The organism is Nonomuraea helvata (genome assembly GCF_039535785.1).
Classification (GTDB): domain Bacteria; phylum Actinomycetota; class Actinomycetes; order Streptosporangiales; family Streptosporangiaceae; genus Nonomuraea; species Nonomuraea helvata.
Genome location: NZ_BAAAXV010000001.1, coordinates 1,465,877 through 1,491,357, shown reverse-complemented (window position 1 = coordinate 1,491,357; position 25,481 = coordinate 1,465,877). Strand labels below are relative to the sequence as shown.

Annotated in this window: 24 protein-coding genes; 17 read left to right on the top strand and 7 right to left on the bottom strand. The window is 71.0% G+C overall.

Annotated features, from left to right (window positions below; all coding sequences use genetic code 11):
* Positions 1-5: 5 nt before the first annotated feature.
* Together ABD830_RS06810 and ABD830_RS06805 are read right to left on the bottom strand one after the other, a co-directional pair.
* Entirely contained in the window at positions 6-890 is an 885-nt protein-coding gene (locus ABD830_RS06810) for a TolB family protein (protein WP_344985561.1), read from the bottom strand.
* A 44-nt stretch (positions 891-934) separates the two neighbouring features.
* Positions 935-1,126, bottom strand: coding sequence for a hypothetical protein (locus ABD830_RS06805; RefSeq protein ID WP_344985559.1), 192 nt, complete (start codon positions 1,124-1,126; stop codon positions 935-937).
* A gap of 57 nt (positions 1,127-1,183) precedes the next feature.
* On the opposite strand from ABD830_RS06805, the gene ABD830_RS06800 reads away from it, so the two are divergent.
* Positions 1,184-1,552, top strand: a complete 369-nt coding sequence (locus ABD830_RS06800) for a hypothetical protein (RefSeq protein WP_344985556.1) — start codon at positions 1,184-1,186, stop codon at positions 1,550-1,552.
* A 72-nt stretch (positions 1,553-1,624) separates the two neighbouring features.
* Here ABD830_RS06800 and ABD830_RS06795 read toward each other — a convergent pair whose 3' ends face one another.
* Both ABD830_RS06795 and ABD830_RS06790 read right to left on the bottom strand, forming a co-directional pair.
* Positions 1,625-2,209, bottom strand: a complete 585-nt coding sequence (locus ABD830_RS06795) for a histidine phosphatase family protein (protein ID WP_344985555.1) — start codon at positions 2,207-2,209, stop codon at positions 1,625-1,627.
* A gap of 73 nt (positions 2,210-2,282) precedes the next feature.
* Positions 2,283-3,191: a TIGR03621 family F420-dependent LLM class oxidoreductase gene (locus tag ABD830_RS06790; protein WP_344985554.1), complete on the bottom strand. Its 909-nt coding sequence runs from the start codon at positions 3,189-3,191 to the stop codon at positions 2,283-2,285.
* A gap of 274 nt (positions 3,192-3,465) precedes the next feature.
* On the opposite strand from ABD830_RS06790, the gene ABD830_RS06785 reads away from it, so the two are divergent.
* From ABD830_RS06785 to ABD830_RS06770, 4 genes are read left to right on the top strand one after another with little or no spacing between them, the layout of a single operon-like run.
* On the top strand, positions 3,466-4,233 hold the full coding sequence (locus tag ABD830_RS06785) for a phytanoyl-CoA dioxygenase family protein (RefSeq protein WP_344985553.1): 768 nt from the start codon (positions 3,466-3,468) through the stop codon (positions 4,231-4,233).
* Entirely contained in the window at positions 4,218-5,174 is a 957-nt protein-coding gene (locus ABD830_RS06780) for a phosphotriesterase family protein (protein WP_344985552.1), read from the top strand. Before ABD830_RS06785 ends, ABD830_RS06780 begins: the two co-directional genes overlap by 16 nt.
* Entirely contained in the window at positions 5,171-6,364 is a 1,194-nt protein-coding gene (locus ABD830_RS06775; protein ID WP_344985551.1) for a cytochrome P450, read from the top strand. Before ABD830_RS06780 ends, ABD830_RS06775 begins: the two co-directional genes overlap by 4 nt.
* On the top strand, positions 6,361-7,176 hold the full coding sequence (locus ABD830_RS06770; RefSeq protein WP_344985550.1) for an SDR family NAD(P)-dependent oxidoreductase: 816 nt from the start codon (positions 6,361-6,363) through the stop codon (positions 7,174-7,176). Before ABD830_RS06775 ends, ABD830_RS06770 begins: the two co-directional genes overlap by 4 nt.
* Positions 7,177-7,236: 60 nt before the next feature.
* On the opposite strand, the gene ABD830_RS06765 is transcribed toward ABD830_RS06770, so the two are convergent.
* Positions 7,237-8,769 carry an alpha/beta fold hydrolase gene (locus ABD830_RS06765; protein WP_344985547.1) on the bottom strand — a complete coding sequence of 511 codons (1,533 nt, stop codon included), beginning with the start codon at positions 8,767-8,769 and terminating at the stop codon, positions 7,237-7,239.
* Between the two features lie 122 nt (positions 8,770-8,891).
* On the opposite strand from ABD830_RS06765, the gene ABD830_RS06760 reads away from it, so the two are divergent.
* From ABD830_RS06760 to ABD830_RS06735, 6 genes are all read left to right on the top strand, one after another.
* Complete coding sequence (locus tag ABD830_RS06760) at positions 8,892-9,749, top strand: Gfo/Idh/MocA family protein (protein WP_344985546.1); 858 nt, start codon at positions 8,892-8,894, stop codon at positions 9,747-9,749.
* Positions 9,750-9,950: 201 nt separating this feature from the next.
* Entirely contained in the window at positions 9,951-10,901 is a 951-nt protein-coding gene (locus tag ABD830_RS06755; RefSeq protein ID WP_344985545.1) for an ABC transporter substrate-binding protein, read from the top strand.
* Positions 10,902-10,903: 2 nt separating this feature from the next.
* The gene (locus ABD830_RS06750) at positions 10,904-11,938 is read left to right on the top strand and encodes a FecCD family ABC transporter permease (RefSeq protein ID WP_344985544.1); all 1,035 of its coding nucleotides are present in this window, start codon (positions 10,904-10,906) and stop codon (positions 11,936-11,938) included.
* Positions 11,935-12,708, top strand: coding sequence for an ABC transporter ATP-binding protein (locus tag ABD830_RS06745; RefSeq protein ID WP_344985543.1), 774 nt, complete (start codon positions 11,935-11,937; stop codon positions 12,706-12,708). The genes ABD830_RS06750 and ABD830_RS06745 overlap by 4 nt, the downstream gene beginning before the upstream one ends.
* Positions 12,705-13,346, top strand: coding sequence for an adenosylcobinamide amidohydrolase (locus tag ABD830_RS06740; RefSeq protein ID WP_344985542.1), 642 nt, complete (start codon positions 12,705-12,707; stop codon positions 13,344-13,346). The genes ABD830_RS06745 and ABD830_RS06740 overlap by 4 nt, the downstream gene beginning before the upstream one ends.
* A 63-nt stretch (positions 13,347-13,409) precedes the next feature.
* Entirely contained in the window at positions 13,410-14,003 is a 594-nt protein-coding gene (locus ABD830_RS06735; RefSeq protein WP_344985541.1) for a Uma2 family endonuclease, read from the top strand.
* On the opposite strand, the gene ABD830_RS06730 is transcribed toward ABD830_RS06735, so the two are convergent.
* Together ABD830_RS06730 and ABD830_RS06725 are read right to left on the bottom strand one after the other, a co-directional pair.
* Positions 13,946-15,646 carry a hydantoinase B/oxoprolinase family protein gene (locus ABD830_RS06730; RefSeq protein WP_344985539.1) on the bottom strand — a complete coding sequence of 567 codons (1,701 nt, stop codon included), beginning with the start codon at positions 15,644-15,646 and terminating at the stop codon, positions 13,946-13,948. The genes ABD830_RS06735 and ABD830_RS06730 overlap by 58 nt on opposite strands.
* Positions 15,631-17,646 carry a hydantoinase/oxoprolinase family protein gene (locus ABD830_RS06725; RefSeq protein WP_344985538.1) on the bottom strand — a complete coding sequence of 672 codons (2,016 nt, stop codon included), beginning with the start codon at positions 17,644-17,646 and terminating at the stop codon, positions 15,631-15,633. Before ABD830_RS06725 ends, ABD830_RS06730 begins: the two co-directional genes overlap by 16 nt.
* A gap of 104 nt (positions 17,647-17,750) precedes the next feature.
* Here ABD830_RS06725 and ABD830_RS06720 point away from each other — a divergent pair, with 104 nt between their 5' ends.
* The 6 genes from ABD830_RS06720 to ABD830_RS06695 all read left to right on the top strand — a co-directional run bounded on the left by ABD830_RS06720 (position 17,751) and on the right by ABD830_RS06695 (position 25,443).
* On the top strand, positions 17,751-19,214 hold the full coding sequence (locus tag ABD830_RS06720) for a zinc ribbon domain-containing protein (RefSeq protein ID WP_344985537.1): 1,464 nt from the start codon (positions 17,751-17,753) through the stop codon (positions 19,212-19,214).
* On the top strand, positions 19,214-20,896 hold the full coding sequence (locus tag ABD830_RS06715) for a serine/threonine protein kinase (protein WP_344985535.1): 1,683 nt from the start codon (positions 19,214-19,216) through the stop codon (positions 20,894-20,896). Before ABD830_RS06720 ends, ABD830_RS06715 begins: the two co-directional genes overlap by 1 nt.
* Positions 20,897-20,965: 69 nt before the next feature.
* Positions 20,966-21,622 (top strand): response regulator, encoded by a 657-nt coding sequence (locus tag ABD830_RS06710; protein WP_344985533.1) that lies wholly within the window; start codon positions 20,966-20,968, stop codon positions 21,620-21,622.
* A gap of 76 nt (positions 21,623-21,698) precedes the next feature.
* Entirely contained in the window at positions 21,699-23,762 is a 2,064-nt protein-coding gene (locus ABD830_RS06705) for a DUF6421 family protein (protein WP_344985532.1), read from the top strand.
* A complete protein-coding gene (locus tag ABD830_RS06700) occupies positions 23,759-24,388 on the top strand; it encodes an SDR family NAD(P)-dependent oxidoreductase (RefSeq protein WP_344985530.1) in 630 nt (209 codons plus the stop codon). The genes ABD830_RS06705 and ABD830_RS06700 overlap by 4 nt, the downstream gene beginning before the upstream one ends.
* Entirely contained in the window at positions 24,385-25,443 is a 1,059-nt protein-coding gene (locus ABD830_RS06695) for a threonine aldolase family protein (protein ID WP_344985529.1), read from the top strand. Before ABD830_RS06700 ends, ABD830_RS06695 begins: the two co-directional genes overlap by 4 nt.
* Positions 25,444-25,481 lie beyond the last annotated feature (38 nt).

Genomic DNA, 25,481 nt, shown 5'->3' with positions numbered 1-25,481 from the left:
TCACGTCATCTCACCGCGCCGAAGTGCGGGTAGATCTCGGAGCTCTTGCCGAGCTTGAGCAGCGTCTCGGTCACGCGGCCCTTCAGATCGACGATCCCGATGCCGGCCGCGGTGGAGATGAGCAGGTGCTTCTCGTCGTACCAGCCGAGGGTCGTGGGACGCGCGCCCGCGACGACGGGAAGTCTCGTGACGGCCTTGCCGGTCGCCGCGTCCCACACGCAGGCGGCCTTCTCCAGCGGCAGGCAGGCGGTGACGAACCGCTTGCCGGAGGGCGAGAAGACGCCGCGCCCGTCACCGCCCGGCCTTCCGCGCACCTGGTATTCCTTGACGGCCTTGCCCTGGAGGTCGTAGAGGCGGACGGTCGTGCTGCCGAGCCTGCCGTGCCTGACCAGGAAACGGGTGCCGTCCTGGTTCCACTCGAAACCGCCGACGGTGACCAGCGCCTTGTGGATCTTGATGAAGCGGGGCGTGAAGTCGGGCAGATCGAGGATCAGGACTCCTGCCGAGCGGTCGTCCTGGCGGGCCAGGCTGACGGTGAAGAGCAGTTTCTTGCCGTCCGGTGACCACCGGGGCCAGCGCATCTGGGGATACTGGGTGCCGCCGTTCTCGGTGCTGGGAGTGTACTCGGTGAGCTCGATCTCGATGTCCCGGCTCTTGCCGGTCTTCCGGTCGATGATCCGCAGGCGGTCCTTGCCCGGCTCTGTGAACGTCAGGTGCGCGACTGTCCAGCGTCCGTCGGGGGAGACCGCCGTCTCCTGGTAGTCGGTCTTCACGAACCGCCGCCGGTCCGGCTGCCATGCCCACAGGGTGAACGGGTTCCGCTGGGCCTGGAAGTCGGCGGTGGTGTACGACGTGAGCTGGACAGGGCGGCCGTTCAGGTCGGCGACCACCGCGGCCTGGCCCTTTCCGACTTTGCCGTCTCCCGTCCGTGCCGTTACGCCAGGTAACGTGCCTTTCGTCGGCTGGGCTGGGGGCGCGGCAGCCGAGGCTGTGGCGCCGCCATCTGCTCCTGCAGCGCGGGAGGGATGGCCTTGTCCTGCTCGGTGATGATGTAGGTGGACGGGATGTTCCGCCAGGCTGCCGCCTCGACCTTCTCCGCGAACGATCGGACGGTCTGGTTGACCAACGTACCGATCCTGCGATCGAGGCCAGTTCCGCGGCCAGCACGGCGGCATCGTCATGCATGCCCGCGGTGGGCTGGTCGCCGGCGCTCGGGAGCGCCGGGGTGTGCGTGGCATGGCCGAGCGCGTGCAACTCGGTCTCGAGCTTCGCCCACGTTCTCGGGCGCACCGCCGAGGCCGCGACCGTGCGCTGGGCGCTCGAGCAGATCGACGCCGAGCCGCGCGACCGGTCGCTCGCCTCGACCCTGGTCACCGAGCATCTCGCCCTGGTCATGCTGATCCACCTGCTGCGCCTGCACCTGGCCGTCGCCGGGCAGGGCGCGGTGTCCGGCTGGATGGCCCGGGTCACCGGCGCGTCGCCGCGCGAGTACCGCCGCCGGATCAGCCTGGCGGGCGGCCTCCCGCCAGGGCCTGACCCATCGGCTGACTGACGTTGGGCCCGTGACCGGATCTGTCGGGCCCTGGCCTGGCGGCGCTCACGACTTCACAGGAGCATCCGGGGCTCAGCCGATGGGGGCGTTCCAGGTCGTCAGGACCGGCTCCTCGTGCTCGAAGCCGAGCCGCGAGTACGTGCCCGTGTCGAGCTTCAGCAGCCTGCCCTCCTCGGGGCCGAGGCCCAGCCAGCGGGCGGCCAGCACCCGCAGGAAGTGGCCGTGCGCCACCAGCGCCACCCGGCCCTCTGCCGCTCTGGCCCGCGCGATCACCCGGTCGGCGCGGGCCGCCACCTGCTCGGCGCTCTCGCCGGGATGCTCGGCGTCGCCGGGGATCACGCCGTCGCGCCACAGGTACCAGCCGGGGTGGGTCCGGCGGATCTCGGGCGTGGTGATGCCCTCGTACCCGCCGTAGTCCCACTCCCACAGGTCGGGGTCCACTTCGTAGCCGTTCAAACCGGCCAGCTCCGCCGTACGCCGGGCGCGCTGCGCGGGGGAGACCAGCACCAGGTCGAACACCTGCCCCTTCACCAGCGACGCCAGCGCCCTGGCCTGGTCCTCGCCGTGCTCCGTCAACGGCAGGTCGGTGCGGCCCGTGTGCCGGCCCGCCTTGCTCCACTCGGTCTCTCCATGCCGGAGCAGCAGCATCTCTTTCATGGGGTCCATCATCGGGCACGTCCGATTTCGAGCCGCACGAGGCCTCGCATCGGGCCTCGCACCGGGGCTCGCATCAGGTGGCGAGCTCCTCGACGACGGGGGCGAAGGTGTCCAGGTCGCGCTCGTGGTGCACCACGAAGTACGAAATATCGTGCTCGTCCCGCCAATAGTGGAGCTTGTCGATGATGTCGGCGCGCGTCCCGAGCAGCACCTGGGGCGTCCCGACGAGCGACGAGCTGTCGGCGGCGCTCCACGCCTCCTCCGCCTTCCGCTCACCCACCTGCATGACGCTCGTCCCGAGCTCCAGCCCGGCGTACCGCTCCCCGGCGGCCTCCCGCACCACCTCGAGCTTGTCCAGGAACGCCGTCAGCCCGCCGTCCTTCTCGTCCGGACCGGTGCCGTCCGGCCGGACCCGCATCCCGATGTTCACGACATCCGCCTCTTCGGCCGCCAGCCGCAGCATCCGTGCCCCGCCGCCGCCGAGCACGATCGGCGGACGCGGCTTCCGTACGGGCTTGGGCCGCTGATCGAGCCCGTCGATGCGATAGTGCTTGCCCTGATAGCTGAACGGCCCCTCGCCCCAGAGCCCTTTGAGCACGGCGACGGCCTCCCGCAGCCGCTCCACCCGCACCCCGGGCGGCTCCAGCACCAGCCCGGCCCCCGCGTAGTCGCCCGCGAGCCACCCGGTCCCGATCCCGACCTCCAGCCGCCCGCCGGACAGCAGGTCGAGCGTGGCCGCCTCCTTGGCCAGCACGGCCGGATGCCGGAAGTCGTTGGCGAACACCAGCGTGCCGACCTGCAGCCTGGTGGTGGCGCAGGCGGCCGCCGTCAGCGCGGCGACGGGGGCGAACCGGGGCCCGACGAGATGATCGGGCACGAGGAGCACGTCGTACCCCTGACTCTCCAGCCGCCTCGCCTTCTCGGCCCACGCCTCGCCCGACTCGGCCTCCCGCACCACCGCCCCGAACCTGAACCGCCGCATGATGCCTCCCGCTGTCTTGAGCAAGCGCTTGTGCGAAACTGTACGCGCGAACCGCCGAACCCCGCTCGGTGCGCGTACAGTGTCGCCGCCGCGCACCCGCTGCGGGCGAGCCGGTTCGTGGTGGGCGCGTCGAGCCCGGCCTCCAGAGAGGGTAGGAGCCGAGGTTGGCGACGAGGCTCCGGATGAGTGAGCTCGCCGGGCGCGGCGCGCATGAGTAGGGCCTGCTCAACGCGCGGGTCTTACCAAGCGCTTGCTCAAGTGCCAGACTGGCCCCATGGAGATCCCCGTGCGCCAGGTGACGGATGACGAGGCGGCGTTCTTCGACGAACACGGCTGGGTACGGCTCGGGCGGCTGGTCGATCCGGGCGCCGTGGCGGCGCTGCGCGAGCGGGCCGAGGGATTCCTGCGCGCGCGTTCCAGGAGCCACGAGACGCTGGTCGACGAGGCGTTCGGGCAGTCGAGGGACATCGCGGCGAGCGACGGGATGTTCGGCGCGCTGGCCCTGAGCCCCGCGATGGGGCGCAACGTCGTACGGCTGCTGCGCGGCGTGCGGGCCGTGCGCGTGCAGGTCACCAATCTCCTGGTCAAGGAGGCGGGGGAGCACGGCGCGACCGAGTTCCACCAGGACTTCCCGTGGATGCCGATGGACCGCTCGGCCATGCTGACCGTGTGGCTGGCCCTCGCCGACGTGCCCGCCGACATGGGGTCGCTGCGCTTCTACGACGGCTCCCACCGGTACGGGCTGCTCGGGCGGAGCTTCACCCGGCCGGGGGACGACCAGCTCAGCCAGCACCCGTGGCTCAAGGACCTGGAGCTGTCGCCGCCGCTCGACCTGCGGGCGGGGGACGCGACCGTGCACCACGCCCTGACCGTCCACGGCGCGCCTGCCAACCGCCGCGACACCCCGCGCCTGTCGTTCACCGTCACGTACTTCGACGCCGACGCCCTCTACACCGGCCTGCCGTACCGGCAGACCGACGAGCTCGGACTCGAGGTCAACCGGCCGTTCGAGCACGAGAGGTTCCCATGCCTGAGACCGTGAGGGGCCCGGTGGCGGATCTGGGGGCGACGCTCATGCACGAGCACGTCTTCGGGCTGAGCCCCGAGATCCTGTGGAACTGGCCGGACATCCCGGAGGCGTGGGACCTCGAGACGCGGGCGCGCGAGGCGGCCGGCAAGCTCGACGCGCTGAAGGCCGAGGGCATCGACACGATCGTGGACCTGACCGTGGTGGGGCTCGGCAGGTACGTCCCCGCGGTGCGGCGCGTGGCCGAGCTGACCAGCGTGAACATCGTGGTCGCCACGGGGCTCTACACCTACGACGCGCTGCCGCCGTACTTCGCCAACCGGGGGCCGGGATCGCTGTTCGGGGGACCGGACCGGCTGCCGGAGTTCTTCGTACGGGACATCGTGGAGGGCATCGGCGGGACCGGCGTCAAGGCGGCCATGCTGAAGTGCGCCTCCGACCACCTGGGGATGACCAAGGGGTGCGAGCGAGTGTTCAGGGCGGTCGCGGAGGCGCACCTGGAGACCGGCGCGCCGATCACCACGCACTCCCACAGCGCCTCCAAGGGCGGCCTCGAGCAGCAGCGGCTGCTGGGCGAGCTGGGCGTGGACCTGAGCCGGGTGGTCATCGGGCACGCCGGGGACTCCACCGACGTGGCCTACCTGGAAGAGCTCGTCGCGAACGGCTCCTACCTCGGCATGGACCGCTTCGGCATAGAGACGATCAGTCCTTTCGAGGACCGCGTGGAAATAGTGGCGAAAATGTGCGAGCGCGGACACGCCGAAAAAATGGTCTTAAGTCATGACTCGTACTGTTTCAATGACCGCTTCGACGCCGACGTCGTACGGCAGCGCCACCCCCATTACCACCTCCTCCACATTTCCCGCGACGTCCTGCCCGAGCTCCGCAAAAGGGGCGTCACGGACGACCAGCTCCATCAGATGCTCGTCGACAACCCGCGGAGGATCTTCGCATGATCGAGGACTTCGACGTCGGCTCGGACTGGCACGTCGCCGCTCCGTACGACTTCCTGCGCAGGCTGCGCCAGGACCGGCCGGTGTTCCGGAGCGAGCACCTCGGCGCGTACGTGCTGACCCGCTACGCCGACGTGCGGGCGGCCTACGGCGACCCGCGGCGCTTCTCCTCCAAGGGCTCGCTCACGATCTCCCGCAGTCTCACCCGCGAGACCAAGGAGAAGCTGGGCGAGCACGGCTCGTTCCTGTCCAGCTTCGTGGCGAACGTGGACCCGCCCGACCACACCCGCCTGCGCCGGTCGGTGTCGAGGGCGTTCACGCCCCGGGCGGTCGCGGCCATGGAGCAGGCGTTCCGGCGGCTCAACGAGGAGCTGCTGGACCGCCTGGAGGCACGCGGCCGGGCCGACTTCGTCTCCGAGATCGGCCATGAGCCGTCGATCAAGCTGACGGCCCGCTTCATCGGCGTGCCGGAGGCCGACGAGGCGTTCGTCCAGGCGCACGTGAAGGACTGGTTCCAGCTCTTCCTGTCGCCGCAGCCCCCGGACCGCCAGCTCGAACTCGCCGACAGTTTCCTGACCTATCTGGACTACGTGGACCGGCTGGTCGCCGCCAGGGCCAAGGACCCCCAGGACGACTTCACGTCCCTGATGACCTCCCTGATCGGCGCCGAGCTGACCCATCGCGAGGTCGTCGAGCTGATCTCCACCATCCTGCTCGGCGGCAACGACACCGTCCCGAACCAGCTCGGCAACGCCGTCCTGCGCCTGCTGCGGGAGGACGCCTGGCCGGTGCCGCCCGAGCTGGTCCCGAACGCCGTCGAGGAGTGCATGCGCATCGACGGCGCCGCGCTCGGCTCGTTCCGGTATGCCGTGACCGACGTCACTTCGCACGGCGTGACGATCCCGGCGGGATCCCTCGTCCTGCTCTCCACCGACTCCGCCGCACATGACGAGAGCGTCTTCCCTGATCCGGAGCGGTTCCTGATCGACCGGCCGAACGCCGCCGAGCACATGGTCTTCGGCTACGGCATCCACTTCTGCGTCGGCGCCGCGCTCGGCCGCCTGCAGCTGCGTACGGCCCTCGAGGTGCTCGGCCGCCGCCTGCCGCGCCTGAGGTTCGTCGCCGGCGAGCCGATCGCCTACCGCAGGTCGCTCGTCGGCCGCGGCCTGGCCGCCCTGGCGGTGGAGTGGTGAGCACCCGCCTCTCCGGCCGTTTCGACGGTCGCGTCGCGCTGGTGACGGGCGCGGGCTCGGGCATCGGCGCGGCCTGCGCGGAGCGCCTGGCCGCCGAGGGCGCCTGCGTCGGCGTGCTCGACCTGCGCGCGGCCAGGGCCCGGGCCACCGCCGCCGCCATCCGCGCGCACGGCGGCTCGGCCATGGCGCTGACCTGCGACGTCTCCGACGACAAGCAGGTGGAGGAGGCCGTCGCGGCCCTGGTCGCGTCGTTCGGCCGGGTGGACGTCGTGCACGCCAACGCCGCCGCGCTCGACGCCGACGTCTACGGCCGCGACCGCGACCTGGACTCGCTCGAGGCCGCGGTCTGGGACCGCACGATGGAGGTCAACCTGCGCGGCGCCATGCTCACGGTCAAGCACGCGGTGCCCGCGATGCCGGACGGCGGCGCCATCGTCCTCATGTCGTCGGTGTCCGCCCTGGTGGGGGACACCATCCACCCCGCGTACGGGGCCTCGAAGGCGGCCCTGATCGGCTTCACGCGTTACGTGGCGACGATGTACGGCCCCCGAGGCATCCGCTGCAACGCCGTCGCCCCCGCGCTCGTCCTCACCGAGACCGCCCAGCGGGTCATGACCCAGGACCAGCTCACCGACAAGGCCGCCGAGCGGCTCCTGCCCTGGGCCTGCGCCCCCGAGGACGTCGCGAACCTGGTGTGCTTCCTCGCCTCCGACGAGGCCCGCTGCGTCACGGGCCAGACCGTCGCCATCGACTCCGGCACGCTCGCCCACCGTCCGCAGCACGCCATCCACCAGTGGCGCGCCGCCCAGTGACGCCGATGGGCGGGCACCGCGCGGGGCGCCCGCCCATCGTGCCCGGTTACCCGGGCCGGTTCAGTGCAGCGGCCGTCCGGTTACGGACAGCGGCTGCTCCTGGTTCGCACGCACCGAGGTGGGCGGCTGCGAGGGGTACTCGGGAGCGCAGTGCGTGCCGCTCGGCGGCAGCTTCAGGCTCGTCAGGTACGTCTCGATGTGGTTGCGGGCGCAGGTGCTGTTGCGGTACTGGCCGTGGCCCACGCCGTCGTACTCCAGGACCCTGACCCTGGGGATCTGCGCGGCCGCGCCGTAGTTCCAGGCCGCCGGGGTGCCGACGTCGTAGCGGGCCTTGGGCAGCAGGACCGGTGGGGCGCCCGAGATGTCGAGGCGGTGCTGCGGGTTGGTGACCTTGCCCTGCCGGCCCAGGCAGAGGACGACGTCCGACCAGAACGGCGAGAGCTTGGTGTGCGGGTAGAGCGCCTCGAGCTGCCTGCGGTACTGGTCGAGCTGCTTGAAGCCGGTGACCTGCCACTTCCAGTCGGAGCACCAGATGGCCTGGTAGGCGTAGGAGGCGGTCTCCGCCTTCGGCTTGGCCAGGGTGGGGAGCTTGGCGGCCGTGCCGGCCTGGAGGTCCTTCAGGGTCGTGGCCACGTCGAACCAGCTGCCCGCCGGGTCGTACATGCCGTCGAACAGGAAGATGCGCAGCGTCTCGGCCGTGATCGGCTCGCCGGTGGCGGGATCCTTCAGCGTGCCTTCGGCCGCCTTGCGGTGCAGCCCGTCCCAGATCGCCGTGACGTTCTCGCCGTGCAGGGCGCAGGCCGGCGTCTCGCCGCACCACCTGACGAACGCCTTGAACGAGCCTTCGAAGTCCTCGGTGGTCGTCTGCAGGTAGCGGAAGGCGGAGGTGATGCTGTGGTCCATGTTCGAGTCGATCGCCATGGCCCGGATGTTCTGCGGGAACAGCTCGGCGTACTGCTGGCCGACCTGGGTGCCGTACGAGAGGGCGAAGAAGCTGATCTGCTTCTCGCCCAGCGCGGCGCGGATGGAGTCCACGTCACGGGCGGCGTTCGTGGTGTCCACGTGGTCGTAGAGCGGGCCGGTGCGCTCGCGGCAGTTCTGCGAGAGCTTGGCGTTGTACGCCAGCCACCCCTGGTACTCGCTCTCGTTGGCCGGATAGGTGCCCGGCATCTGATCCAGCAGGTCCGCGTCGCACTGCACCGGGTTGCTGCGGGCGACACCGCGCGGGTCCACGCTGACGAGGTCGAAGTACTGGCGCAGCGCGCTCTCGGCCGGGATGGCGTTGTGCAGGATGAACGGGTTGATCCCCGAGGCGTCGGGCCCGCCGGGATGCACGACCAGCACGCCGATGCGCCTGGCCGGGTTGAGCGCCTTGAGCCGGCCGATCGCCAGGTCGAGGGTGGCGCCCGACGGGTTCGCGTAGTCGACCGGGACCTTGATCGTGGCGCATTCGCCGCCGTAGTCGCCGCACGCCGCCCAGCCGATGGGTGCGGGGGTCGAGGTTTCGGGACTCGGCTCCGCCGAGGCGACTCCCCCGGTCGAGGCGGCCAGCACTAAGCCCGCCAGAAGCGTACTGATGACGCTTTTTCGCATTGTTTGATTCCCCGTTGGAAGCTGACTTTGCCCCTTACATCCGGTAAGAGGCCGTACAGCCGTACATGCTACAAAGATCGCCATACGCAATGTGGAAAAATCCACCACAAAAGGGAGGTTTCATGGAGCCGGTGGCGGTGGGGTTGGTCGGAGCGGGGCCGTGGGCCGAGCGGGCGCACGCGCCGATGCTGTCCAGGGGGCCGCACACGCGGCTGGCGGGGGTGTGGGCCCGCCGGCCTGAGGCCGCCGCCCGGCTCGGGGCGCCGGTGTTCGAGCGGATCGAGGAGCTGTTCGACGCCTGCGAGGCCGTGGCGTTCTGCGTGCCGCCCGCCGTGCAGGCCGAGCTCGGCGTCCGCGCCGCCCGCGCGGGCAAGGCGCTGCTGCTGGAGAAGCCGCTCGCGGACACGCTGGACGGCGCCCGGCGCCTCGCCGAGGCCGTCGCGGAGGCGGGCGTGGCCTCCCAGATGGTCCTCACCATGCGGTACGCCGCCCAGACCCGCGCGTTCCTGGCCCGGTGCCGCGAGATCCAGGCGTTCGGCGGCCACGCCGTGAACATCTCCGGCGTCCTGCTCGGCGACCACCCCTACGCCACCCCGTGGCGGCTCGACAAGGGCGCGCTGCTCGACGTCGGGCCGCACGTGATCGACCTGCTCGACGCCGCACTGGGCCGGGTGACCGGGGTGCGCGCGCACGGCGACCCGCTCGGCTGGACCGGACTGCTGCTCGAGCACGAGGGCGGCGCGGTCAGCGAGGCGTCGCTGTGCATGGCCGCCGCCGGGGACCCGCCGCCGTCCACGTTCGCCGTGTACGGCCGCGCCGGCAGCGCCGTGCTCCAGCCCTTCGACGACGACCCCATGGTCACCCTCGTGGCGGAGTTCGCCGAGACCGTGCGGAACGGCGGCGGCCACCCCCTCGACGCCGCCCACGGACTGAGACTCCAGGCGATCATCACCGAGGCGGAGGCCCAACTCGCCCCTTGACGTCGCGCGCATCTGGAGCATTGATAGCGTTTGTCCGACGCGCAGTGCTGCAGCGAAGTCCGGTGCGAATCCGGCGCTGTCCCGCAACTGTCATAGCCAGGTCGCCTGCCTCTGCGCCGACGTCATCAACCCTCGTGGAAAAGGGTGATCCGTCGCTCAAACGCGGGTCTCTCGGTTCCGAACAGTGTGAAAGGACTACTCGTGAGGCCCGTACGCACGGCCTTCGCGGGCGCGCTGCTGGGAACGCTGGTCCTGGCCGGATGCGGCCAGACCACCACCCCCACCACCACCGCCGCCCCCACAGGCACCGCCCCCGCTTCCTCGGCGGGATTCCCCGTCACGATCGAGGCGGGCAACGGCAAGGTCACCCTCGCCAAGAAGCCCGAACGGATCGTCTCCCTCTCGGCCACCCACACCGAGACGCTCTTCGCCGTCGGCGCCGGCCCTCAGGTCGTCGCGGTCGACGACCAGTCGAACTACCCGGCGCAGGCCCCGAAGACCGACCTGTCCGGCTTCAAGCCGAACGTCGAGGCCATCGTCGCCAAGAAGCCCGACCTCGTCATCGTCTCCGACGACATCGACCACATCGTCGCCGAGCTGGGCAAGGTGAACGTGCCCGTCCTGCTCGAGCCCGCCGCGACCAAGCTGGACGACGCGTACGAGGAGATCGCCGAGATCGGCGCGGCCACCGGCAACAAGGCCAAGGCGGACGAGGTCGTCTCCGGCATGAAGACCGCCATGGACAAGCTGGCCGCCGACGCGCCCAAGGACAAGAAGCTCACCTACTACCACGAGCTCGACCAGACGCCGTACGCGGCGACGTCCCAGACGTTCATCGGGCAGGTCTACGCCATGTTCGGCCTCACGAACATCGCCGACAAGGCCCCCGACCAGGCGGGCGGCTATCCCAAGCTGTCGGCCGAGTTCGTGGCCCAGGCCGACCCCGACCTGATCTTCCTGGCCGACGTCAAGTGCTGCGGGCAGAGCAAGGACACCCTGGCCAAGCGGCCCGGCTGGAAGGGGCTGTCCGCCATCAAGAACGACCAGGTCGTCCAGCTCGACGACGACCTCGCCTCCCGCTGGGGGCCGCGCGTCGTCCAGCTCGCCGAGTCCATCGGCGCCGCGGTGGCCAAGGCCGGGACCACGAGCTGACCATGACACGGCAGGCCGGCCCGTCCAGGGCCAGACCCCTCTGGGTGGTGTGCGCCCTGGGCGTGCTGGCCATGTGCATGATCGCCGGGCTGCTCGACGGGGCCGCCGACATCTCGCCCTGGCAGGTGGTGCTCCAGGCCGTGGACTGGCTGCCGTTCGTGCACGTGGACTCGGGGCTCGCGCCGGTCGAGCAGGGGCTGCTGTTCGAGCTGCGGCTGCCGCGGGTGCTGGTGGCCGCCGTGGTCGGGGGGCTGCTGGCCATGGCGGGAGCGGGGTACCAGGGCGTGTTCAGGAACCCGCTCGCCGACCCGTACCTGCTGGGCGCCGCGGCCGGGGCGGGACTGGCGGCGACCGCGGCCATCGTGCTGCTGCCGGGGTCGGCCGGGAGCATCCCCCTCGCGGCCTTCCTCGGGGCCGTGGGCGGCGTGTTCCTCGCGTACACGCTCGGCAACACCGCCGGGCGCGCGGGCGGCACCGCGACGCTGGTGCTGGCCGGGGTGGCGGTCACGTCGTTCCTGACCGCGATCCAGGCGTTCATCCAGCAGCTCAAGGTTGAGGAGCTGCAGCGCATCTACTCGTGGATACTCGGCGACGTCGGCGGCGGGTGGGACCAGTTCTGGCTGGTCCTGCCGTACGCCGCCGTCTCGGCCGTGCTGCTCCTGCTGCACGGGCGGATGCTCGACGTGCTGTCCGTGGGCGACGAGGAGGCCACGAGCCTCGGCGTGCGGGCGGCCCGGGTGCGCTTCACCGTGCTCCTGGCCGCCTCCCTCGCCACCGCGGCGGCCGTGGCGGTGAGCGGGCTGATCGGGTTCGTGGGCATCGTCATCCCGCACATCGTGCGGCGGCTGGCGGGCGGGTCGTACCGGATCGTGCTGCCGCTCTCGCTGATCGGCGGCGGGGCGTTCCTGGTGCTGGCCGACCTCATCGCGCGCACCGTGATCGCGCCCGCCGAGCTGCCGATCGGGGTGGTGACCATGTTCGTGGGGGCGCCGTTCTTCGTCGGCGTCCTGCGCATGACCAGGCGGGCGGCCACGTGATCAGGACTCAGGGGCTGTCCGTACGGCTCGGCGACCGCGAGGTCGTGTCCGACGTCTCCCTGGAGGTGCGTGCCGGCGAGTGGCTGGCCGTCATCGGGCCCAACGGGGCAGGCAAGTCCACCCTGCTCAAGGCCGTCATGGGGCTCGTCGCGCACCGGGGCGAGGTCACGCTGGACTCCCGGCCGTCGGCCCGGCTCAAGCCCCGCGAACGGGCCCGCCTGCTCGCCTACGCGCCGCAGGCCCCCGCCCTGCCGCCCGACATGACGGTCTTCGACTACGCGCTGCTCGGGCGTACCCCGTACATCCCGTATCTGGGCCGGGAGAGCGCGCACGACCGGGAGGTCACCGCGTCGGTGCTCGACCGGCTCGACCTGGCCGCGTTCGCCATGCGCCGCGTCGGGGAGCTGTCCGGCGGCGAGCGCCAGCGCGTGGTGCTGGCCAGGGCGCTCGCCCAGCAGGCGCCCGTGCTGCTGCTCGACGAGCCCACGACGGCGCTGGACCTCGGTCACCAGCAGCAGGTGCTGGAGCTGGTGGACCGGCTGCGCCGGGCCGACGGCCTGACCGTCGTCACCACCCTGCACGACCTGACCGTCGCAGGACTCTACGCCGACGCCCTGCTCCTGCTGGCCGGCGGGCGCGCGGCCGCCTCGGGCAAGCCCGCCCAGGTGCTCACCGAGTCGTTGGTGGGACGGCACTTCGACGCCCGTGTCAAGATCGAGCCAGGGCCGGACGGCCGGCCTGTCGTGCACCTGGTCAGGGGAGGGCCGTGAAGCTCACGTATCGGGTGGAGGACGGGGCGCGGCTGGGGGCGCTGCTCTGGGAGTTCGGGCCGGGGTGGCGGATGATCTCCTCCGCCCTCCTCGGCGGCGGCATCGGGGTCCGCGAGTGGGTGCTGAACGCGCAGGTGGTGGCGGGCTATGCGCGGATGGATCCGGTGGATCACCTGGTGTCGTTAGGCCCCGGCGGTGGTGACGGGGTCGGCATGCTGACCGCCGCCTCCGTCGACCGCTACGTCCAGGCTTGCGACGGCGGCGTGGAGGCGTACGCGACCGTTGGCCTCCGCGTCCCCACCTGGGCCGCCGCCCCCGAGGGGGCCGCGGATCCGGAGCTGGCGCCCATCCGGGCGGGGACCGTCAACATCGTGGCCGTCCTGCCGGTGGCCATGACGGACGCGGCGCTGGTCAACGCGGTGATGACGGTCACGGAGGCGAAGTCCCAGGCGCTCATCGAGGCGGGGTTCCCGTGCACGGGGACGGCGTCGGACGCGTTGTGCGTGGTGGTGCCTGTTGACGGGCCCGAGGAGTTGTTCGGCGGGCCGCGCTCGGAGTGGGGGGCGCGGCTGGCCCGTGCCGTGCACACGGCTGTGCGGCGAGGCGCTGAGGCGTGGCGGCCTCGTGACTTTAAGTGACGGAATTTGGGCAAGTAGCATGTGGGCGAGGGCGAGACTCCCGATACTGAGTGGGTGACCGCAATGGCGACGATCGAACCGACCGCGAGGCGCAAGATTGTCCTTCCTGCGCCGCCATACACAGTCGACGACCTGCTCAAACTCCCGGACGACGGGAATCGTTACGAGCTCTTCAACGGGAGCCTAGTAGTGAGCCCTGCCCCCACCCCCCTGCACCAGCGTGCCATCTACCGGCTGGCGCATATCCTCACCGACGCGGCGCCACCTGGGCTGGAGGCACTGCCAACCGTCAACGTTTGCCCTGGCGACAAGGATTTCTACATCCCCGACCTGGTCGTGGTGCCCGAGGCGGTGTCTGAGTCGGTGGGGCTCATGTTCGCGCCCAGCGATCTGCTTCTGGCGGTTGAGGTGGTCAGCCCGAGCACCAAGATGCATGACAGAGGGGCCAAAGCGGCGGCATACGCGGCAGCGGGCATTCCCCTCTACTGGCGCGTCGAACCCGAACCAGGGCCGGCACTTTACGTTCACGAACTCGAGGGTGACTCCTACCGGGACCCCAGCGTCTACAAGGCAGGGACCACGGTCACGCTCTCGACCCCTTACCGTGTCAGCTTCGATCCCGCAGAGTTGTTCGGCCGCCGGCTCTCGAATCCGTAATCCTCGGCCGCTCCTCGAGGCGTGACACGCCCCGCCTCGAGGTCGGCCAGGACCGCCTCTCTGGACCGCTCGCCCGGTGCCCCCAGCCCCCCGCCGCCCGTCGTCTCCACGATGAACGCCTCCCCGGCCGAGAACCGCACATTGTTGACCTTGGATGCCAGCCGCTCCACCGTCCCGTCCAGGTGGCGTTTGAAGAACCCCCCGAGCCGCCCCGGCAGCCCGCCGTCCCGGCCGGGAGGCGCGAGGCGGAGGCGGTCGCCGCGGGTCGTGACGTGGCAGTCGGCCAGGAAGCGGTAGACCGTGCGGGAGCCGAGGCCGCCGCGGAAGCGGCCGGGGCCGCCGGAGTCCGGGATGGTCTCGATGGACTCGACGATGAGCGGGCAGCGGCTCTCCACCGGCTCCGCCTGCGGCACCGAGTTGCGGCCGATGCCGAAGTGCACGCCCGTCGCGTCCGGGCCGTCCAGGCCGGGGCGGGCGCCGACGCCGCCGAAGTCGTACGAGAGGTGGATCCAGTACGGCGCACCCACCGCCGAGATCGAGAACGGCTGCAGGATGCCGCTGGCGGCGATGGCCCGGCCGGGGACGGCGTCCGACATGGCCTGGAAGACCGCCTCCATGGCGGCGTAGATCGGGACGTAGCGGCCGCCGCACGGGTAGGGGGAGCGGGCGTTGAGCAGGGAGCCCTCGGGGAGGCGCACCTCGATGGCGCGCAGGCAGCCGTCGTTCATGGGAATGGTGGGGTCCAGGAAGCAGCGGACGGCGAAGACGGCGGCGGCGAGGGACTGCGAGGCCGAGGCGTTGATCGCCGCCGGGACCTGCGGGTCCGTGCCCGCGAAGTCCAGCACGGCCCGGTCGTCGCCGAGGGTGACGGCGACGCGGATGTAGTGGGATTGTTCTGCATTTATGCCGTCGTCGTCGATCGGGTACGCCGCCTCGAACCGGCCCTCCGGCAGCTCGGCCAGCGCCGCCCGCGTTCTGGCCTCCGTGTAGTCCAGGTACTCGCCGACGCCCGCGCTCAGGCCGTCCTCGCCGTACTCGCCGACCAGGCTCTCCAGGCGGGCGGCGGCCACCGCAGTCCCGGCCACCAGCGCGCGTACATCGCCCATGACCTTGTCGGGGGTGCGGCTGTTGGCCCTGAGCACGGCCTCGACAGCCCGGTCGAGGCCCTCCTTGGTGGCCAGGCGCACCGGGGGCAGCTGGAGGCCCTCCAGGAAGATGTCCGTGGCCAGCGGGGCCATGCCGCCCGCCGAGAGCCCGCCGAGGTCGGAGACGTGGATCATGGTGGCGGTGAAGTACGCCGGAGTGTCCCGGACGAAGACCGGGCGGTAGACGAGCAGGTCGTTGGTGTGCACGCCGCCGCGGTAGGCGTCGTTGAGCACGTACACGTCGCCGGGGCGCATGGTGTCCGGGGGGATGTCCTTGAGCAGCTCGGGCAGTGCCACCTTGAGCGCCATGCTGTTCATGAGCGTGGTGGCCATGGAGTGCGCGATCAGGCGGCCCCGGGCGTCGAGGATGGCGGCCGAGGCGTCGGAGCCCTCGACGATGAACGTCGAGTACGCCGAGCGGACCACCACGATGCTGGCCTCCTCGGCCGCCACGACCAGTGCGTTCCTGAGCACCTCGGCGGTCAGGGGGTCGGGCATGTCGTGCTCCTGGTGAGGTGTACGGCGCGGGTCCCGGCCAGGGCGGCGCTCCAGCCGGGCGGGACGACGATCGTGGACTCGGCGTCCTCGATGATCGCGGGGCCGTGGAGTGGGCTGCCGTCGACGGTGTCCCTGGTGTGGACCGGGACCTCGGTGTAGCCGCCGGTCTCCGGGAAGTACGCCCTCCTTGTGCCGGGTGTCGCACGCTCGCCCGCCGCCGCACCGGCGCCCGGGAGGTGGGGTGTGGTGGGGACGGTGACCCGAGCCCGGTAGCTGACCAGCTCGATCTCGCCCCGTTGCGCGATGCCGTACACCTCCTCGTACCGCTCGAAGAAGCGGGACGCCAGCACCGGGCGCTCGGATGTCCACTCCACGGTCAGGTCGTGGGACTGGCCCTTGAAGCGCACGTCCACCGACCGCGACACCAGCACCCCGGGATCTGAGGGCGAGACGCCTAGGTCGGCGGCGGCCTCGTCGGCGAGGGCGGCGAACACGGCCGCAGGGTCCGGGGCGTCCAGGCGGGACAGGACGCGGTCCGTGGACAGGGCGCCCGACAGGAGGCCCGCGGCCGAGGCCACGCCGCAGTACGGGGGCACGACCACCGTCCCGATCCCGAAGCGCTCGGCCACCCGGGCCGCGTGCATGGGCCCCGCGCCGCCGAAGGCCACCAGGGCGAAGCCGCGCGGGTCGATGCCGCGCTGCACCGTCACCACGTGCACCGCCGACGCCATCGAGGCGCTCACGATCTCGTGGACGGCGTACGCGGCCTCCTCCCGGGACACCCCCAGAGGCGACGCCAGCCGGTCGAGGGCCTTGCCGGCCAGGTCGGGCGAGAGGGGGAGCGAGGCCGAGGAGAGGTAGCCGAGGACCAGGTTCGCGTCCGTGACGGTGGGCTCCGAGCCGCCCAGGCTGTAGCAGGCGGGGCCGGGCGACGAGCCCGCGGAGTGCGGGCCCACGCGCAGCGCGCCCGCCGGGTCGAGCCAGGCCACGCTGCCCCCGCCCGCCCCCACCTCCGCCAGGTCGATGGCCGGGGTCTTGATCGGTACGCCGGTGCCCGAGCGCCGCCCCCCGAAGCTGCCCTTGCCGCCCACGTGGAACTCGTGCGTGATCTCCGGACGCCCGCCGCGCACCACGCAGGTCTTGGCGGTGGTGCCGCCCATGTCGAACGAGATCACGTTCGCGAACCCGGTACCCGCCGCCGCCAGCACCCCCGCGGCCGGGCCCGACTCGATCGTGGCCACCGCCCGCCGGGCCGCGAGCTCGGCGGAGATCACGCCGCCGCTCGACTCCATGACGTGGATGGGCGCGCGGATCCCGATCTCGGCCAGCCGCTCCCGGAGCCGCGAAAGGTAAGACGCCATCAATGGGCCTATATATGCGGACATGATGGTGGTGGTGGCGCGCTCGTACTCGCGGATCTCCGGCCAGATCTCCGACGACGTCACCACGTTCGGGAGCGATTCGCGCAGGATCGCGGCGACCTGCCGCTCATGGGACGGGTTGGCGTACGAGTGCAGCAGGCAGACCGCCGCCGACGTGATGCCGCGTTCGGCGATCTCGGCGGCGACGCGACGTACCGAGCCGGGATCCAGCGGCGTCAGGACGGCGCCGCGCGCCGAGACACGCTCCACCACCTCGAAGCAGTCGCCCGCCGCGACCGGCGGAGGAGGGGGCGAGAAGCGCAGGTCGTAGCGGTCCTCCTCGACCCGGGCGTAGCGGCCGAGCGGAATGGCGGCACGAAAGCCCTGGGTCGTGACAAAGGCGACGCGGACCCCCTTGCGTTCGAGCACCGCGTTGGTGGCCAGCGTCGTGGCGTGCACCACCCGCGTGACCAGCGCCGGGTCGCGGTCGCCGAGCGCGCGCGTAACGCCGGTCACGATGCCCGCGATGGGGTCGTAGTGGGTGCTCAAACATTTGGCCACGGAAACCGCGCCGTACGTGTCACGGAGGACCACATCGGTGAAGGTGCCACCGACATCGACGCCGATCGTGTAGCCCATCCGGGTACGTTATGTCACCAAACAAGCGCTTGTCTATGTGCGGATCTATTGACTTACGGCACCTGATTGGGACCCTGGATTCAGGGCCTGCGTTTGGAGCGGAGATGGCGCGCCTCACAGCTCTTGCCGGTGGTGTCGCGGCGGCACTTGTGCTGATCGCGATGCCGGTCGCGGCTCACGAGCACCCCAGCGGGATCACCGACCTGGTGACCCCCGCCGTGGTGCGGCTCGAAGCCGTGTCCCACGTGGAGATCACCCTGCTCGACCACATCGGCGAGCTCAGACATGTGGAGCGGTCCTACGACATCCCGTTCGGCGCGGGCACGGGGACCGTCATCAACCCCGACGGCACGATCGTCACGCTCAGACGCCTGGCGGTCAATCCGAACGATGTCGCCGTCTACGCGGCGAACAAGATCTTCGCCGAGCACCACAAGGTGAAGATCCCCCTCGACTACACCAAGCACAAGCTCTCCGACGACCTGCTCAACCACCACCTGCAGGAGTGCTACCCGCCGAAGACCGACACGGCGACCTGCATCGTCAACGTGACCACCGAGATCACGGCCTTCCCCAACGTGTCGCCGCCCAGCCAGAACGGCTTCAAGGTCAAGTGCATCAAGGCCGGTCCGACGCCTGACAGCCCCGCCGTGCTGGTGCCCGTGACCCCCGCGGCCGGAGGCGTCGGGATGCCCACCGCTCCGCTCGCCGACAAGGTGCCCGAGCAGGAGGGTTCGCCCACGAACGTGGCGGGCTTCGTCGGCAGGCCGGGCCCGAACGTCCAGGCCACGGTCGAGATCGCCCACCTGGGCAAGGGCGGCGTGGCAGGGGAGAAGGGCAGGTCGTTCGCCGATCCGGAGAAGAAGGTGGACGAGCCGGTCAAACTCGGCGCCCTCGCCGACAAGGGCCTGATCGGCGCGCCGGTGATCGGCGACAAGGACGGCCACGTCATCGGCCTGCTGGTGGGCGGCGGCAAAGAGGGCAGGATGATCGGCATCAGGGAGGTCACCGGCATCCTGGCCGCGGCCAAGGTGGTGCCGCGCAGGGGCGCGATCGACACCGCGTTCGAGGCGGCGCTGACCCGCTACCACACCCAGTACTACACGGAGGCCGCGCCCGGCTTCCAGCGCGTGCTGGAGCTCTATCCGGGCAACGCGGTGGCCGCCCAGCTGCTGAAGACCACGCTGGCCAAGCGGGGCGGGCCCGAGGACAAGGGCACGAAGCAGGCGGCGGTCACGCCCGCCAGGTCCACGCCGCTGTGGCCGTTCATCCTGGCGGCCGGGATACTTTTCCTGGCCGCCGGGGGCGGAGCGTATCTGCTGTGGCGCCGCCGCACTCCTGAAAGACCGGAAGGCCTGCCAGAGCCGCTGGCGGCCGGCCCGCCGATCGACGACCGCGCCGATCAGACCGTGGTCGTACGGCGTTCGCAGTCGTTCCAAGTGGTCCCGCAGCAACAGCAGGTGATGACCGCGCCGGATTCGGCGATCAAGTACTGCACGTCGTGCGGTATGCGACTCGGGCCCGCGCACCGCTTCTGCGGTTACTGCGGCCACCCCATCGAGACGTGATGCCATTGAATGAGAGATCGCTCATCGGCCAGGAGGTGGCCGGGTACTACATCGAGGACATCGTCGGCAAGGGCGGCATGGCCGTCGTCTACCTCGCGCTCGACCCCAGGTTGAGCCGCCGGGTGGCGCTGAAGATCCTCAACCCGGTGCTCAGCGTCGACGACCGGTTCCGGCAGCGGTTCATCCTGGAGTCCAGGACGGTCGCCAGCATCGAGCACCCCAACATCATCCCCATCTACGAGGCCAACGCCGACGCCGACGGCGTGCTCTACATCGCCATGCGCTACGTCGACGGCCTCGACCTGCGCCGCCTCATCTACGACCGCGGCCCGCTGCCGATCGGCCAGGCGTACCAGATCTTCGCCCAGGTCGCCGCCGCGCTCGACGCCGCGCACGCGCACGACCTGATCCACCGCGACGTCAAGCCGGCCAACATCCTGCTGGCCGGCGACCACGTCTACCTCACCGACTTCGGCATCACCAAGCACCGTTCGTCGATCTCCGGGCTCACCCAGACCGACCAGTTCATCGGCACGCCCCGGTACATGGCGCCCGAGCAGATCAACAAGGAGCACATCGACGGCCGCTGCGACCAGTACGCGCTGGCCTGCGTGGTCTACGAGGCGCTGTCGGGACGGCTGCCGTTCCAGCGCGAGAACGACATCGCGCTGCTCTGGGCCCACCTGGCCGAGCAGCCGACGCCGCTGTCGCAGCTGCGGCCCGAGCTGCCGGCGCAGATCGACGCCGTGATGATGCGGGCGCTGGCCAAGTCGCCCGAGCAGCGCTACGCGACCTGCACGGAGTTCGTGACCGCGCTGCGTGACGCGATCAGCGGAGGCCAGCCCGACGCGCTCGGGGACGCCCACTTCGTGCCGCGCCAGGGCCTGCCCTCCGGGCCCTACCCCGTGCTCGGATCGGGACCGTCCACGGGACCCGGCACCGGCCCCCACACCGGCCCCCACACCGGCCCTCACACCGGCCCGTCACCTCTGGCGGCGCCGACGTCCGGGCCGCACGTGGCGCTGGGGTCGGCGTCCAGGTTCGCGCCTCCCACCCAGCCGAACACGGCGAAGAGGCGCCCCGGCCGCGTCCCGATCGTGGCCACCACGCTGGTCGCCGCCGTCGCGGCGCTCGCGCTGGTCGTCATGATCATCATGAACCACCGCAGCGACACCTGGTCCCGCTACAAGACCAGCGCCGCCGCGCCGCTCACGTTCGAATATCCGGGCGACTGGACCGTACGCACCCACCAGGACCTGTTCGCGGTGGCCTCGCCGCACGCCCAGGAGTTCGAGTCGCTGTTCGTGGCCGGCCCGGGCGCCGACTGGACGGCGATCTCCCAGATCGTCGAGGACGACCCCGACAGCGCCTCGGGCGTGTACGTCCAGGTCTCCGACACCCTCGACGCCAACGGCACCTCCGACCAGATGAAGGCCAAGATGGAGGCCCTGCTGCCCGGCCAGGTCGACGTGGGCAAACCCGTGCAGGACCAGGCGGGCACCAGTCCCGCCACCCGCTTCGACGGCGCCCTGCACGACCCCGGCAGCGGCACCAGGCTGGGGTTCGTGAGCTACGTGATCGACCGGCAGCCCAAGACCATGCTTGTGATGTACTTCTGTGCCAAGACCACCTGCGACGACGCCACCCAGGCCCGCATCAGGCAGAGCGTGCACGTGTCCTGACTTGTGACTCACTTGCGTGCGGCTTGGCACGGGTGTCCAAGGCGGGCGTCCGGCGTCTACCCTCCGCGTGTGGTCATTCGTATTGTCATCGCCGACGATCAGGCGATGGTCAGGGCCGGGCTGCGCATGGTCGTCGACAGCGACCCCGGCATGGAAGTGGTGGGTGAGGCCTCCGACGGCCGCGAGGCCGTCGAGGTGGCCAGGCGAACGCGCCCGGACATCGTCCTCATGGACATCTCGATGCCCAGGCTCGACGGGCTGGCGGCGGCCAGAGAGCTGCTGGACACCCCGTCGCCGCCCAAGGTCATCACGCTGACCACGTTCGACACCGACGAGAACCTCTACGCCGCCCTCCGCGCGGGCACCAGCGGGTTCCTGCTGAAGGTGTCGCCGCCGGAGCAGCTCCTGGAGGCGATCAAGGTCGTGCACGCCGGTGACGCGCTGCTCGACCCGGCGGTGACGAGCCGGGTGATCGCCACGTTCGCGGGCCGGGCCGAGCCGACGCCCTCACCCCGGCTGGCCGAGCTGACGCCGCGTGAGCTGGAGGTGCTGCGGCTGCTGGCCCGCGGCCTCACCAACGCCGAGATCGCCAGAGAGCTGTACGTGGGCGAGGCCACGGTCAAGACGCACGTGGCGCGGGTGCTGATGAAGCTCTCCCTGCGGGACCGGGCGCAGGCCGTGGTCTTCGCGTACGAGACCGGGGTCGTCCGGCCGGGCACCATCTGAGTGATTAGGGATTGCGGGGCACTCGCGGTCTATGTGTATATTTTTCTGCGTAAGGCGGTAGATACAGGAGATTTTCATGCAAGCGTTCCCTCGGGTGCTGTTCGACGAGGCCCACAGCGAGTCGTGGACCGTTCGCCGCGAGGTGGCGGAGGCCATCAACCCCGCCCATCCCGATGACAACAGCTACGCGCGCGCGGCCGGGCTGCTGCGGCACCTGGGGCACGTGGTCGCCGCCCGCACGTCGGGCGAGCTGACGTCCGAGGTCCTGGCGGAGCAGGACGTCCTGGTGATCGCGCACCCGTCGGGGGAGCGCTGGGAGCGCACCATCGGCCAGGGCAGCCCCGTCTTCACCGACGCCGAGCTGGACGCGATCCAGTCCTTCGTGGCCGGGGGCGGCGGCCTGGTGGTGCTGGCCGAGGAGGAGCAGGACAAGTACGGCAACAACCTGCGCGAACTGCTCGCCCGCTTCGGGGTGGGCGTGGAGCACGCGACCGTGCGCGACCCGAAGCACGCGCACCGGGGCGTGGCCACCTGGGTGCTCGCCGAGCCCGCCACCACCTCCGGCCTGCTCGCCGGGGTCCGCTCGGCCTGCTTCTACCGCACCGGCGTCCTCACGACCAAGGGCGAGTCCGAGGTGCTGTTCGCCTCTTCGCCGACTGCCGACCCGGCGGGCGCGCCGCTGGCCGTCGCCGTCCGGTACGGGCTGGGGCGCGTGGTCGCGTTCGCCGACTCCGACCTGTTCGGTGACGACTCCATCGAGGACTACGACCACCGCCGCCTCTGGGGCAACGTGGTCACCTGGGCCGCCCGCGTCCCGGACGCCGGAGGCGCCTCGGAGGGCCGCGACGAGGCCAAGGCGGCCCTGTTCGCCCGGCTCAAGGCGGCCGTCGAGGAGCTGAGGCCGCTCCAGGTCAAGGACGGCTCCGTGCCGGAGGAGAAGGAGCGGGCCAAGGCGCTGGTGGCCGAGATCGAGGCGGGGGTGGGCGAAATATCACCATATTTCCCCCATGACGCCGCGTACCTCCGGGCCGTCCAGGCCGACCTGGCGAAGTGGGCCGCGCAGGACCTCGGAGTCCCCGACTTCCTCGACTCGCTCGACCTCTTCCACCCCGACACCCAGCGCGAGGACGGCCTGGAGCACGTCGTGGTGTTCCCCATGTACACCCAGAACGGCAACCCCGACCGCAACCTCGAAGCCGTCTGGATCCGGACGATCTGGCCGGACTGGCTGGCCGAGCTCGAGGCGGGCGGCTACGACAACCCGCTGTTCGTGCCGATCGCGTTCGAGGACTTCACCTCGGGCTACGACACCCACTCCGCCGTGCTGTTCCCCGAGACGGTCGCGGTGCGGCAGGCCCCGGCCCGCTTCACCTGGGGCGGGATCTTCGCCGACCGCGAGGCCGCCAGGTTCCGGCGGGTGTCGCAGGCGGCCGCCGACACGCTCAAGCTGGACCTGCCGCCGGACGCCGCCAGGCTGCTGGCCTCGCAGCGGCTCGCGCAGGACACGTTCGTGCTGTGGGACCTGGTCCACGACCGCACCCACAGCCACGGTGACCTGCCGTTCGACCCGTTCATGATCAAGCAGCGGATGCCGTACTGGCTGTACTCGCTGGAGGAGCTGCGCTGCGACCTGACCGCGTTCGGCGAGGCGGTCAAGCTGGAGGAGCGCGGGGTGCCGCACGCGCGGTACGTGCAGATCGCGATCCTGTTCGACCGGCTGTTCAGGTTCCCGATCACCGGGGAGCGGGTGCGGAACTACGACGGCCTCGGCGGGCAGCTGCTCTTCGCCTACCTGCACCGCAACGACATCGTGCGGTGGACGGACAACCGGCTCACGATCGACTGGGAGCGGGTCGCGGACGGCGTCGCCGATCTGCGCGGCGAGGTGGAGAAGCTGTACCGCGACAGCATCGACCGGTCCAAGCTGGCGCACTGGCTGGCGGCTTACGAGCTGGTGAGCTCGTACGTGGCGGCGCACCCCGGCTCCACCTGGGCCAAGGGGGTCGAGGCGCTGCCGGAGGAGCAGAAGGCCAAGGTGGACGCGGTGCTGCCGGACGAGTTCCCGCTGAGCATGTTCTACGAGGCACTGCGCCGTAAGCTGACGGATGTGGTCGAATCGACTAAGGGACTGCGCGCATGATCATTCTGGTTACCGGGGCCGGCGGGCCGACCGGTGAGGCCGTTTGCGGATATTTCCAGAAAAACGGTGACACTGTGATCGGGGTCGACAAGGAGGACGTCGACCTGCTCGACCGCGCCGCCGTACAGGACCTGGCGGACCGCATCGAGCGCGAGCACGGCCGCGTGGACGGCGTGGTGCACCTCGTCGGCGGGTGGCGCGGGTCCGGCTCGTTCGCCGAGACCAGCCTCGACGACTGGGACGCCCTGCACGACCTGCTGATCCGCACGCTCCAGCACGTGTCGCTGGCCTTCGAGCCGCTGCTGCGGCGGAGCGACAACGGCCGCTTCGTGATCGTCTCCGCCAAGGCGGCCGAGCGGCCCTCCGCCGGCGGCGCCGTCTACGCGGCGGCCAAGGCGGCGGCGGAGGCGTGGACGCTCTCGCTGGCCGACGCCCTGTCCGGCACCGGCGGCGCGGCGGTCATCCTGGTCGTCAAGGCCCTGGTGAACGACGCCATGCGGGCCGCCAAGCCGGAGGGGAAGTTCTCCGGCTTCACCGACGTACACGACCTCGCGGCGGCGATCGGCGGCCTCTACGACCGCCCCGCCGCCGAGATCAACGGCACCCGATTGGACCTGACTGCGTGACTCCCCGGCACGACCCCCGGCTCAAGGCGTTCGCCAGCGACAACTACGCCGGGGTGCACCCCGAGATCCTCCAGGCGATCGCCGCCGCCAACGGCGGCCACCAGATCGCCTACGGCGAGGACGTCTACACCGAGGCGATGCAGGGCGTCTTCAAGAAGCACTTCGGCGAGCAGGCGGAGGCCTGGCCGGTCTTCAACGGCACGGCCGCGAACGTCGTGTCGCTCCGCTCGATGACCTCCCACTGGGAGGCGGTCATCTGCGCGGAGAGCGCCCACATCAACACCGACGAGGGCGGCGCGCCCGAGGTGGCGGGCGGCATCAAGCTGCTCACCGTGCCGACGCCCGACGGCAAGCTCACTCCGGAGCTGATCGACCGGCAGGCGTGGGGGTTCGGCGACGTGCACCGGGCGCAGCCGCGCGTGGTGTCCGTCTCCAACACCACCGAGCTGGGCACCCTCTACACCGCCGACGAGCTCGCCGCGATCTGCTCGCACGCCCACGACCTGGGGCTCCTCGTCCACCTCGACGGCTCCCGCCTCACCAACGCCGCCGCCGCCCTGGACGTGCCGCTGCGTGCCCTCACCACGGATGTGGGAGTGGACGTGCTCTCGTTCGGCGGCACCAAGATCGGGCTGCTGTACGGCGAGGCGGTCGTCGTCCTCAACCCCTCGGCGGCCAACGGGATCGACTACATCCGCAAGACGTTCATGCAGCTGTCGTCGAAGATGCGGTTCGTGTCGGCGCAGTTCGAGGCGCTGCTGTCGGGGGACCTGTGGCTGCGCAACGCGCGGCGGGCCAACGCCATGGGGCGGCGGCTGGCCGACGCGGTGAGCGGCATCCCCGGGGTCTCGCTGTCCCGGCCGGTGGAGGCGAACGCCGTCTTCGCGGTGCTGCCCCGGGACGTGACCGAGCGGCTGGCGAAGCGGTTCCGCTTCTACACGTGGAACGAGGCCACGGGGGAGGTGCGGTGGATGTGCGCGTTCGACACGACGGAGGCGGACGTGGACGCGTTCGCCGCGGCCCTCGCCGAGGAGATGCGCTCCACCCACCCCTGAGCCCACCCGCCTCCGCCCAGCCCAGCGACATTCGGCCG

Coding starts and splice junctions, on each gene's coding strand:
- ABD830_RS06800 (WP_344985556.1), top strand. CDS start 1,184: ATGCCCGCGGTGGGCTGGTCGCCGGCGCTCGGGAGCGCCGGGGTGTGC.
- ABD830_RS06795 (WP_344985555.1), bottom strand. CDS start 2,209: ATGAAAGAGATGCTGCTGCTCCGGCATGGAGAGACCGAGTGGAGCAAG.
- ABD830_RS06790 (WP_344985554.1), bottom strand. CDS start 3,191: ATGCGGCGGTTCAGGTTCGGGGCGGTGGTGCGGGAGGCCGAGTCGGGC.
- ABD830_RS06785 (WP_344985553.1), top strand. CDS start 3,466: ATGGAGATCCCCGTGCGCCAGGTGACGGATGACGAGGCGGCGTTCTTC.
- ABD830_RS06780 (WP_344985552.1), top strand. CDS start 4,218: ATGCCTGAGACCGTGAGGGGCCCGGTGGCGGATCTGGGGGCGACGCTC.
- ABD830_RS06775 (WP_344985551.1), top strand. CDS start 5,171: ATGATCGAGGACTTCGACGTCGGCTCGGACTGGCACGTCGCCGCTCCG.
- ABD830_RS06765 (WP_344985547.1), bottom strand. CDS start 8,769: ATGCGAAAAAGCGTCATCAGTACGCTTCTGGCGGGCTTAGTGCTGGCC.
- ABD830_RS06760 (WP_344985546.1), top strand. CDS start 8,892: ATGGAGCCGGTGGCGGTGGGGTTGGTCGGAGCGGGGCCGTGGGCCGAG.
- ABD830_RS06750 (WP_344985544.1), top strand. CDS start 10,904: ATGACACGGCAGGCCGGCCCGTCCAGGGCCAGACCCCTCTGGGTGGTG.
- ABD830_RS06735 (WP_344985541.1), top strand. CDS start 13,410: ATGGCGACGATCGAACCGACCGCGAGGCGCAAGATTGTCCTTCCTGCG.
- ABD830_RS06730 (WP_344985539.1), bottom strand. CDS start 15,646: ATGCCCGACCCCCTGACCGCCGAGGTGCTCAGGAACGCACTGGTCGTG.
- ABD830_RS06725 (WP_344985538.1), bottom strand. CDS start 17,646: ATGGGCTACACGATCGGCGTCGATGTCGGTGGCACCTTCACCGATGTG.
- ABD830_RS06720 (WP_344985537.1), top strand. CDS start 17,751: ATGGCGCGCCTCACAGCTCTTGCCGGTGGTGTCGCGGCGGCACTTGTG.
- ABD830_RS06715 (WP_344985535.1), top strand. CDS start 19,214: ATGCCATTGAATGAGAGATCGCTCATCGGCCAGGAGGTGGCCGGGTAC.
- ABD830_RS06705 (WP_344985532.1), top strand. CDS start 21,699: ATGCAAGCGTTCCCTCGGGTGCTGTTCGACGAGGCCCACAGCGAGTCG.
- ABD830_RS06700 (WP_344985530.1), top strand. CDS start 23,759: ATGATCATTCTGGTTACCGGGGCCGGCGGGCCGACCGGTGAGGCCGTT.